The organism is Microcystis sp. M49636_WE2 (genome assembly GCF_030065375.1).
Lineage (GTDB): Bacteria > Cyanobacteriota > Cyanobacteriia > Cyanobacteriales > Microcystaceae > Microcystis > Microcystis aeruginosa_C.
In genome coordinates this window covers 1-8,250 of the sequence record NZ_JASJFG010000546.1, presented here as the reverse complement: position 1 = coordinate 8,250, position 8,250 = coordinate 1, and the positions used below count along the sequence as shown (strand labels likewise).

Below are 8,250 nucleotides of genomic sequence, written 5' to 3'. Positions count from 1 at the left end.
TTACTTTTCACTGTTTACTGTTTACTGATCACTGAAAAGAGTTTTCTCAGGGTTTCCACTCGTTCTCGATTGACATTTAAATCCGATTCTCCTAACCGGGAGGCCGAGCGAACATCGATCGCATTTTTGCTAGGATTAAGAGAAAATTCTAGATCATCGACAAATCCCATCCATTGACTGCTAAATTCGGCGTAGAGATAGTTACTATCTTGGTTAATAATTTTAGTTCTCGGTTGGGAGGCGATAATTTTAGCTAATTGCTCGATCGCTTTTTCACCGCTACCCTGATAACTAAGGGGTTCGATCGCATGAGCCTGATCCTGACTCTGACTACTAACACAATTAGGAGTGACCGGACAAGGGGCCAGTTTACCCTCCCTGACTCCCAAATAATCGGGACGAGTACCGGCGAATAAACTGACGCTATCGGGAGCAATGAACCTAATTCCTAGCCAGATGAGCAGTATTCCCAGGAAAATAAACGGGGTTAGCCGGAAAGATTTTTTTACCGTGTCGGAAGTTTCAGTCATGCTAGTCTTACAGAATCACTTCAATTAACTTAACATTGATAGGTGTGGCAATATCAGGAGATAGAATAAGATGTTTCTCGATGAATTACAACCCGTTGTTAAAGAACTGATTCAACAACCGATCGCTTTTTTCGGTGGTTTTGCCTCTGGATTACTGCGCTTGAAACTCTCGGACGATCCCCTCAAAAAATGGTTAGAAGAGCAGGGATTAGTCAGTTTTAAGGACAATAATCAGGATAACGGCAACAGTCCCCAGTCGATCTCGATCGATTAGGGATCGGGGGTTAGCTGTTGGGGGTGAGGGTATTCTCCCATCCCCAAAACCCCCCGCTTACCACCCCATCAGCTTAACTTGTTGCTGAAAGTAGATAAATTTCCTCAGCTACTCTTTTTAAGCGTCTTAATTGCGCTTCCATATCCTTTTTAGTCCATTTGGCGGCGAATTGCTGGAATCCCCACCCCACAACCGGATTAGGAATCGCAAACTCAAAACGATTGATTAAACAAGTGCCGTCATCATTGGGTTGACATTCCCAGCGATCGCAACCGCGAAAAAAGCCTTCAAATTGCCAGACAATTAACCCCGGTTCCCTCTCAATCACCGTACTTTTTAGCGTTGGCTGAATTAGGGGAATTTGAATCAAAAAACGACTTCTCCCACCGATATCGGTCTTCCAATCGCCGATAGGTTCACAAACTAACACCGGATTCAACCAACGACGCATTAACTCTAAATCCGTGATACAACGCTCCACCGTCGTGGCACTAGCTTTAATCTGAATTGATTGTTCAAATACTTGACAAGATGACATTGATCTGCTTATAAATTGCTGGCTGAGAATTATCGGTAGTCGGACAAAAATAAAGTTAACTGTGCAGACAAGGCAACAGTAAGGGTTTCGGCCTTGGTTACATTTCTTAACATAGTCTTGTTTATAGCCTTTCTCATCAAGATAAAGTGTAACCTAATTTGCTATGGACGACCGGCGATCGACTCCCCAAAACGAAAACTTCCTACCTCACCATTAAGATAACTGCTCTCAAGCTCACTTTTTCACCAACTTGACAAATTCTCGAAAACGTTGGCGTAATCTCTCGATATTAACTGATAATAATATTGGTATCGATAACAAAGCGTTTAGTTATCTTCATTTAAGAGAGATTCTAAAATTTCAAGGGTTAATCCTCTCTCTTGTGCTTTTTGTCCAATAGTATCCATCGTTTTATATAATTTGTCCAGAGATTCTTTTCTAGATAAATTTGAAGATTGAACATAAAAAGCGATTTTTTCTGCTATTTTTTGACGATCTTCTTCCGTTGCATTCCAATAAGTTTCAGCAACATCTAAAGGAACTTTGATTTTAATTTCTGTTTGATAGTTTGTCATAATTATATTTTCTTAGTTTAGTAGTAAAGAAATTTAGTCGAAATTAATAGCCTCCCTTCCGCCAGCGTTACAGTCTAGAAGTTTCAGTTACTCTAGCGCATTGTTAAACCGATTGTCAAGTTTAGTTACTCTCAATTTAAGATATGTAATTTACTTTGGTTGCGAAAAACCAACGCCGCTAGTGTAAGTATTCTTCAGCGCCTGGACTAAATCTAGAGATGACGTTGGGGGGAAGGCTAATGCAGGAACGGTAAATAAATTTGGCTGAGTTGCTTGCTATGATTAGGGGTAATTATTAACACTTCTTAAAAAGCGAGTGTAAAAATGAGGCAAGTCATTGTATATCGAGACGAAGACGGCTATTGGATTGTGGATTGTCCAAGTCTCAAAGGCTGAGTTAGTCAAGGAAAAACGAAAGAAGAAGCCTTGATTAATATAAAAGAGGCTATTGCCGGTTATATTGCGGCTTTAGCGGAAGACGGCCTGCCGATTCCAGCAATTATTAGAGACCTTGAAGTCTAACCATTATGAGCGGAATTAATCGCGAGATTTTTCTTGACACTAAGCATATTTCTAAACATTTACCGAATACTCCACAATCACGGAGATTACTGTTACGAGGACGAGCTATTCATGTGTTTAAAGATGAAGATACAATGCTACGAGTTATTCAGGCTATCATGGAAAGGGGTGAATACACGGGCAATGTGCGAAACTATGAGCGCTATGGGCTATTCTTTGCCGAAGCGATTGGTTGTCGTATCAGCCCAGATGGTTTAAAGTCTTCTTTATTCTACGGCGAGGTTAAGATTAATGCAAACAACCAATATCACGCAATTCCTCGAACCCGACCTAGTGAAGGATAATTGGCGCTTCCTAGAAGTTTGGGTGGATTCCATGCAGTCCCCTCCCTATATCCTGCTAGTGTTGATCGATAAGGCGAGGGGGTGTTATGTTTTTGATCCTGCTGAAAAGTACCGTCTCGTCAAGGCGTTTCCAGATTATGAAGAGGCTCAACTCTGGCTCTTGGAAGATGAATACGAACCGATTGAAGGACGATTATCTAGTGAGGAAAGCGCTTAGATTTGTTTAAACTTGTCGTTTGGAATGAAGTCAGAATATCGCCTTACCAGTGCCGTTAGGGTAAGCACCGAGATAGTTACGAATGGAGTCAGGTTTGGGTAATTGGCGCTAGGATTATCGGAGGATTTTCTTTCGGCACTGGTAGAAAACAATTAGGAGGATTTATGATCCCGGTTAATGAGGCTCAACAAAAGTTGCAGGATTTGATTGATTCAGTAACTGTTTCCCACGAACCCATTATTATTGAGGGATGCGATGGTAATGCAGTTTTGCTATCTGAAGGGGATTGGAAATCGGTACAAGAAACGTTATATCTCCTCTCAATTCCGGGGATGCGAGAATCAATTCGGGAGGGACTGGCAACGCCGGTTGAAGAATGTGCTGAGGAGCTAGAATGGTGAGGTGGAAATTGGTTTACACCAAACAGGCGCAGAAAGACCCTAAGAAGCTTAATTCTAGTCATTTAAAAAAATAAAGCGCAGATGTTGCTTGACATTCTTCAGGTCAATCCATTCCAAAATCCCCCGCCTTAGGAAAAGTTAGTGGGAGATTTGAATGGTGTGTACTCTCGGCGAATAAGCATTCAGCATCGTCTTGTGTACGAAGTTATTCAATCTGAGGGTATAGTTAAAATCCTGCGGATGTGGACACATTATGAGTAGCGTTAAGACATCGTTAAATCTAGGATTTGCTGAAAAACTTTTTGCCGCAAACCCTAACTATAGGCTCAAGCTCACTTTTTCACCAACTTGACAAATTCTCGAAAACGTTGGCGTAATCTCTCAATATTAGCCGATTTCCCGCCATAACGCCAATCAACGTAGGCGCAAGCAATCTCCTCGATAATATTCGCCACTGGCGGCGGTTGGACGCGGCGGGCGGCGGTGGCGTATTCTAAAGGGGTTTGAGCGGGATGTTTACCATAACCGGCTTCTGTTAAGATTCCTAACATTTGCTGGTATAAACGCTCGATTGGTGGTAGTTTTGCTAACTTGCGACCCCGACGCCAACGATGGAACTGTCCCCATCCTAACCAACCAGCGTAGGCGAAGACGACCCCCAATAAACCGCCGAGAATTCCCCCTAAAAGACTGCCGGAAATAAAGCGCCATAACCAGGCCAATAACTGACCGATAGTAACGATAACATTTTCCCAAATCAGACCAAGAAAACCCGTGACTGGGGAAGGCAACCATCCGGCTACCCATTGCCAAAATTGCTTGAGGACGCTAAAAGGTTTCGCTTCCTCAAAGGATGGGGGAATTAATTCGTGGCCCGGGATAGGATCGAAAGTGTACCAACCGTAACCCGGGAAAAACACCTCTGTGATGGCGTAAGCGTCCGTATTTTGGACAACATAAAAGCCAGTGAAAGGATTAAACTGGCCAGGGGCAAAACCGGTGGCTAATCGGGCAGGAATACCGATCGAGCGTAACATAATCGTTAACACGGTGGAAAAATGATCGGCGTAACCCCCCTGAAAACGAAACAAAAAGGCCGAGACTAAATCCTCATTTTCGGCTAAAAAGGGCAAATCGGTTTTTAATTCGTAGTTTTGCTTCAATGCTTGGGCCAAATATAGGGCCTTCTCGTAGGGAGAGGTTAAAGGTGTGGGAGATTTTGCCAGCAATTCCTCGGTTTTTCGGCGGACTTTCGGGGCAATTTCGGCAGGAATTTGTAAATAATAGTTGAGAATAGACTTAGGGTAGGTTTCTGGGGCCGATCGCAGTTGGCTGCGATTGCGTTCCGGCACTTGTGAGATTACAGTATAAGTTAGCCCTTCTGCTAACCCCCCCGGCGACCTTAAGCTATTTTCTCGGTCCAAAGATACCTGTCGGGTAGGAAAAAAGAGAAACTGGGGCGAAGTAAGGGCAGGGATAATATTCGGTAAACTGGAGACAATGCTGTAGGTTTGGACTACCTGATGGGTTTTGGCCTGGGTTGCGGGTAGCGGCACAAAAAAGCGATAGGACCAACTACTGCGATTTAAATCCTCTAATTCTTGATCTCGCGAGATTTGCCACCCTTGACCAGTATAGCGATCAAAGGCCATGGCCCGCCAGAATCCGGGGGCTTGAGAACGTACCCGCATGACTATTTCTGGAGTCATACTTCCCCGCAAATTTTGGTTGATTTGGGGGTTAAAACCGTAATAAAAGGTAGAATCTAACTGTCCTGACCCTGTAGTGGGACTATTACCGCCATTTACGCCACCCTTCGCCGTTTCACCCTCGCGCACATAGCCGGGGTTAACGATTTGTCTGTCTCCCTGTTCAAAACCCTGATTTTCCATACCTTCGGGACTATTGACGGGAAAAGATTGAATTTGATAACCAGGAAAACGCGGCATCAGGGCAAAAATTGTTAATCCCAAGAGGAGAATTGTCAGAAAGAAAATCCCAAAACGTTTGGGAGAAAGGGGGGAATTTTGCGGGGAAACTAATTTTTTTGTGGCTAGACGTGGGGGTTTCTTTGAGAAGAAAGGGAGACTCTGATTGAGATTATCTAAACCTAAACGAGAACGATAGTCTAAAACTAGGGTAGGTAGGGATAAAAGCAGAAAGAGGATTAACCAAGGCGCAAAAGCGAGGGTTTGGGAGATTGTCCCGGCGACTCCCAAGAGAATTAAACCGATTACCATAGAATAACCTAAATCTTTGCGTCGGGGCAGGTCAAAACTATGGAGAATTTGTAATTGAATTAATAATTGTGTTAGGGCAATGCGACTATCCTGCATCGCAACGATATTACCCAAGAATAGCGCCAACACCACTAACATTCCGATCGCTATACAAAATTTTGCCCCGATATTGCGCTTTTTCCTGCGTCGCCAACTCCAGATTCCGCCGATAATACTGAGAGGAACAGCCCAAATACTGGTATAACTATCGGTAGCCACATCGGTGGCGATAATACCGACGATTACTAACGCTTGCACCAGAATTCTTAAAATAATCGATTCCTCGGTTTCCGGCAAGGGAGAAGATTCTATCTTTTGCCAGAGGGTTTTTAAGGAAGGTCTTGGACGAGCAGCGCTACTAACCATAGGGTAAATTGGGAGAAGGACAAAGAAGTTAATTTTATATTTCCCAGTTCTAATCTCGATCGCTCCATGGGGTAAAGTGGATTTTAGATGTCAGGAGATAGGAAAATAGGGAGATAGGAGAAGGGAGCAGGGAGCAGGGGAGATAAGGAGAAAAAAGCCGATTACTGATAACTGATGACTGATTACTGATAACTGATTACTGATTACTGATAACTGATAACTGATTACTGACCCATGATAGCCGTTACCAAGCCTGAAATTTTACCGTTACTTCATCCCCTGATTGGACAATTAGCCACGGTAATTCTGTCCCACTGGGAAAAATATCTTGATTTGTCGCCCTTTGAGTTGCCGGAAGGTTTAGGCTATGTGGAGGGACGTTTAGAAGGGGAAAAATTAATTATCGAGAATCGCTGCTATCAAACTCCCCAGTTCCGCAAAATGCACCTAGAATTGGCTAAACTGGGCAATGGTTTGGATATTCTCCACTGTGTCATGTTCCCCCGTCCAGAATATCCGCTGCCGATGTTTGGATGTGATATAGTCTCCGGCAAAGCGGGAATCAGTGCCGCTATTGTGGATCTTTCTCCCACCAGTAGCGATAAAACTCTCCCTAGTGCCTATAATCAAGCTTTAGCGGCTTTACCTGCGGCCGATTTCGCCCAAGCTCGTGATTTACCGCCTTGGGGTCATATTTTCTCCCAATATTGTCTGTTTATTCGTCCCGAAACCGCCGCCGAGGAACGACAATTTTTACAAAGAGTTACAGATTTCTTGACAATTCACTGCAAATGTGCTAAGGAAAGTCAGCCTCTTTCCGGGGAAGAAGCGCGCATTTATTTACAGGGACAACGGGATTATTGTAGTCAACAGCAGAAAAACGATAAAACTCGGCGTGTACTAGAAAAAGCCTTTGGTTGGGAATGGGCAGAGCGTTATATGACCGGAGTTCTCTTTGATTTGCCCGATTAAACTGAACTATCCCCTCCCCCCTTGCTCCTAGGGTTGATTCATCGTAGGGTTGATTCATCGTAGGGTTGATTCATGAATCAACCCTACCATTAGTATGGGGGGGAGCCGACAATTTTTAACACCTACCCACTTAATTTAGAGATTTTCTGCAACTTCATCGCTATTTTTCCCATTTTTGAACTCTCAAACCCTAATTAGGCCAGCAGTCTCTTGAAACTTAACAATATTAACAGACAAGGATAGGAAAATAATTGCTAGATTGATTTAGGTACAGTCAAATGTAACCGCGAGAACAAGAGAAAAAAGGCGGTTTTGCTAGGTAAAACCGTTAAAAGCCCTAGCTTAATTTCTCGATTCTGACGATTAAATAAATATTAAAACAGCCGATGAATCTAACGAACTTTCCTTGGTTAACTGCCATCATCCTTTTTCCCATCGTCGCCGCTTTATTGGTTCCCATAATTCCCGATAAAGACGGTAAAACCGTGAGATGGTTTGCTCTGACGGTGGGATTAATCGACTTTGCCCTAATTATCTACGCTTTCTATAGCAGTTACGATTTCGCTAATCCCAATCTGCAATTAGTGGAAAGTTACCAATGGTTGCCCGAAATTGACCTAAGATGGTCTTTAGGAGCCGATGGCCTCTCCATGCCTCTGATTATCTTAACGGGATTTATCACCACTCTGGCTATCTTAGCGGCTTGGCCGGTCACTTTTAAACCGAAACTGTTCTACTTCCTGATGCTGTTGATGTACGGGGGACAGATTGCAGTGTTTGCCGTGCAGGATCTGTTACTGTTCTTCCTCGTCTGGGAATTAGAATTAGTCCCCGTCTATCTCATCCTCTCCATTTGGGGCGGTAAACGCCGTCTCTACGCAGCCACCAAATTTATCCTTTACACCGCCGGAGGCTCCCTATTCATCCTTGTAGCGGCGCTGACGATGGCTTTTTATGGCGATACCGTCTCCTTTGACATGGTGACTATTGCTGGTAAAGACTTCCCCCTGAAACTGCAATTATTCCTCTACGCCGGTTTCCTGATTGCCTACGGGGTAAAACTGCCGATTTTCCCCCTCCATACTTGGCTGCCGGATGCCCACGGCGAAGCCACTGCCCCCGCCCATATGTTACTAGCGGGAATTTTGCTTAAAATGGGTGGTTATGCGCTCTTACGGATGAATATGGGGATGTTACCCGATGCTCACGCCGTTTTCGCCCCCGTTTTGGTG

General features: G+C 44.0%; 10 protein-coding genes and 2 pseudogenes. 8 read left to right on the top strand and 4 right to left on the bottom strand.

Features of this window, described 5'->3' with window-relative positions:
- Positions 1-14 precede the first annotated feature (14 nt).
- Positions 15-530, bottom strand: coding sequence for a DUF1499 domain-containing protein (locus PX484_RS12650; RefSeq protein WP_287767024.1), 516 nt, complete (start codon positions 528-530; stop codon positions 15-17).
- A 70-nt stretch (positions 531-600) separates the two neighbouring features.
- Between PX484_RS12650 and PX484_RS12645 the strand changes: the two genes are divergently transcribed.
- Complete coding sequence (locus tag PX484_RS12645; RefSeq protein WP_002791803.1) at positions 601-804, top strand: ssl0294 family protein; 204 nt, start codon at positions 601-603, stop codon at positions 802-804.
- A gap of 73 nt (positions 805-877) precedes the next feature.
- On the opposite strand, the gene PX484_RS12640 is transcribed toward PX484_RS12645, so the two are convergent.
- Together PX484_RS12640 and PX484_RS12635 are read right to left on the bottom strand one after the other, a co-directional pair.
- A complete protein-coding gene (locus tag PX484_RS12640; RefSeq protein ID WP_002736419.1) occupies positions 878-1,342 on the bottom strand; it encodes an SRPBCC family protein in 465 nt (154 codons plus the stop codon).
- Between the two features lie 326 nt (positions 1,343-1,668).
- Positions 1,669-1,917 (bottom strand): hypothetical protein, encoded by a 249-nt coding sequence (locus PX484_RS12635; RefSeq protein ID WP_159250049.1) that lies wholly within the window; start codon positions 1,915-1,917, stop codon positions 1,669-1,671.
- A gap of 324 nt (positions 1,918-2,241) precedes the next feature.
- Here PX484_RS12635 and PX484_RS12630 point away from each other — a divergent pair.
- From PX484_RS12630 to PX484_RS12615, 5 genes and pseudogenes are all read left to right on the top strand, one after another.
- A pseudogene (locus tag PX484_RS12630) lies at positions 2,242-2,439 on the top strand (type II toxin-antitoxin system HicB family antitoxin).
- A 5-nt stretch (positions 2,440-2,444) separates the two neighbouring features.
- Positions 2,445-2,783 carry a DUF6972 family protein gene (locus PX484_RS26035; RefSeq protein WP_002788010.1) on the top strand — a complete coding sequence of 113 codons (339 nt, stop codon included), beginning with the start codon at positions 2,445-2,447 and terminating at the stop codon, positions 2,781-2,783.
- Positions 2,731-3,000 (top strand): hypothetical protein, encoded by a 270-nt coding sequence (locus tag PX484_RS12625; protein WP_002736772.1) that lies wholly within the window; start codon positions 2,731-2,733, stop codon positions 2,998-3,000. Before PX484_RS26035 ends, PX484_RS12625 begins: the two co-directional genes overlap by 53 nt.
- Before the next feature lie 164 nt (positions 3,001-3,164).
- Positions 3,165-3,401 (top strand): type II toxin-antitoxin system Phd/YefM family antitoxin, encoded by a 237-nt coding sequence (locus PX484_RS12620; RefSeq protein ID WP_002762994.1) that lies wholly within the window; start codon positions 3,165-3,167, stop codon positions 3,399-3,401.
- A pseudogene (locus tag PX484_RS12615) lies at positions 3,395-3,662 on the top strand (Txe/YoeB family addiction module toxin). The gene PX484_RS12620 and the pseudogene PX484_RS12615 overlap by 7 nt, the downstream one beginning before the upstream one ends.
- Before the next feature lie 71 nt (positions 3,663-3,733).
- On the opposite strand, the gene PX484_RS12610 reads toward PX484_RS12615, so the two are convergent.
- Positions 3,734-6,046 carry a transglutaminase TgpA family protein gene (locus tag PX484_RS12610; RefSeq protein WP_287767026.1) on the bottom strand — a complete coding sequence of 771 codons (2,313 nt, stop codon included), beginning with the start codon at positions 6,044-6,046 and terminating at the stop codon, positions 3,734-3,736.
- A 234-nt stretch (positions 6,047-6,280) separates the two neighbouring features.
- On the opposite strand from PX484_RS12610, the gene PX484_RS12605 reads away from it, so the two are divergent.
- Positions 6,281-7,018, top strand: a complete 738-nt coding sequence (locus PX484_RS12605; RefSeq protein ID WP_287767027.1) for a phycocyanobilin:ferredoxin oxidoreductase — start codon at positions 6,281-6,283, stop codon at positions 7,016-7,018.
- 386 nt (positions 7,019-7,404) lie between these two features.
- The coding region (locus PX484_RS12600; RefSeq protein ID WP_288104099.1) for an NADH-quinone oxidoreductase subunit M at positions 7,405-8,250 on the top strand (846 nt) is incomplete at its 3' end.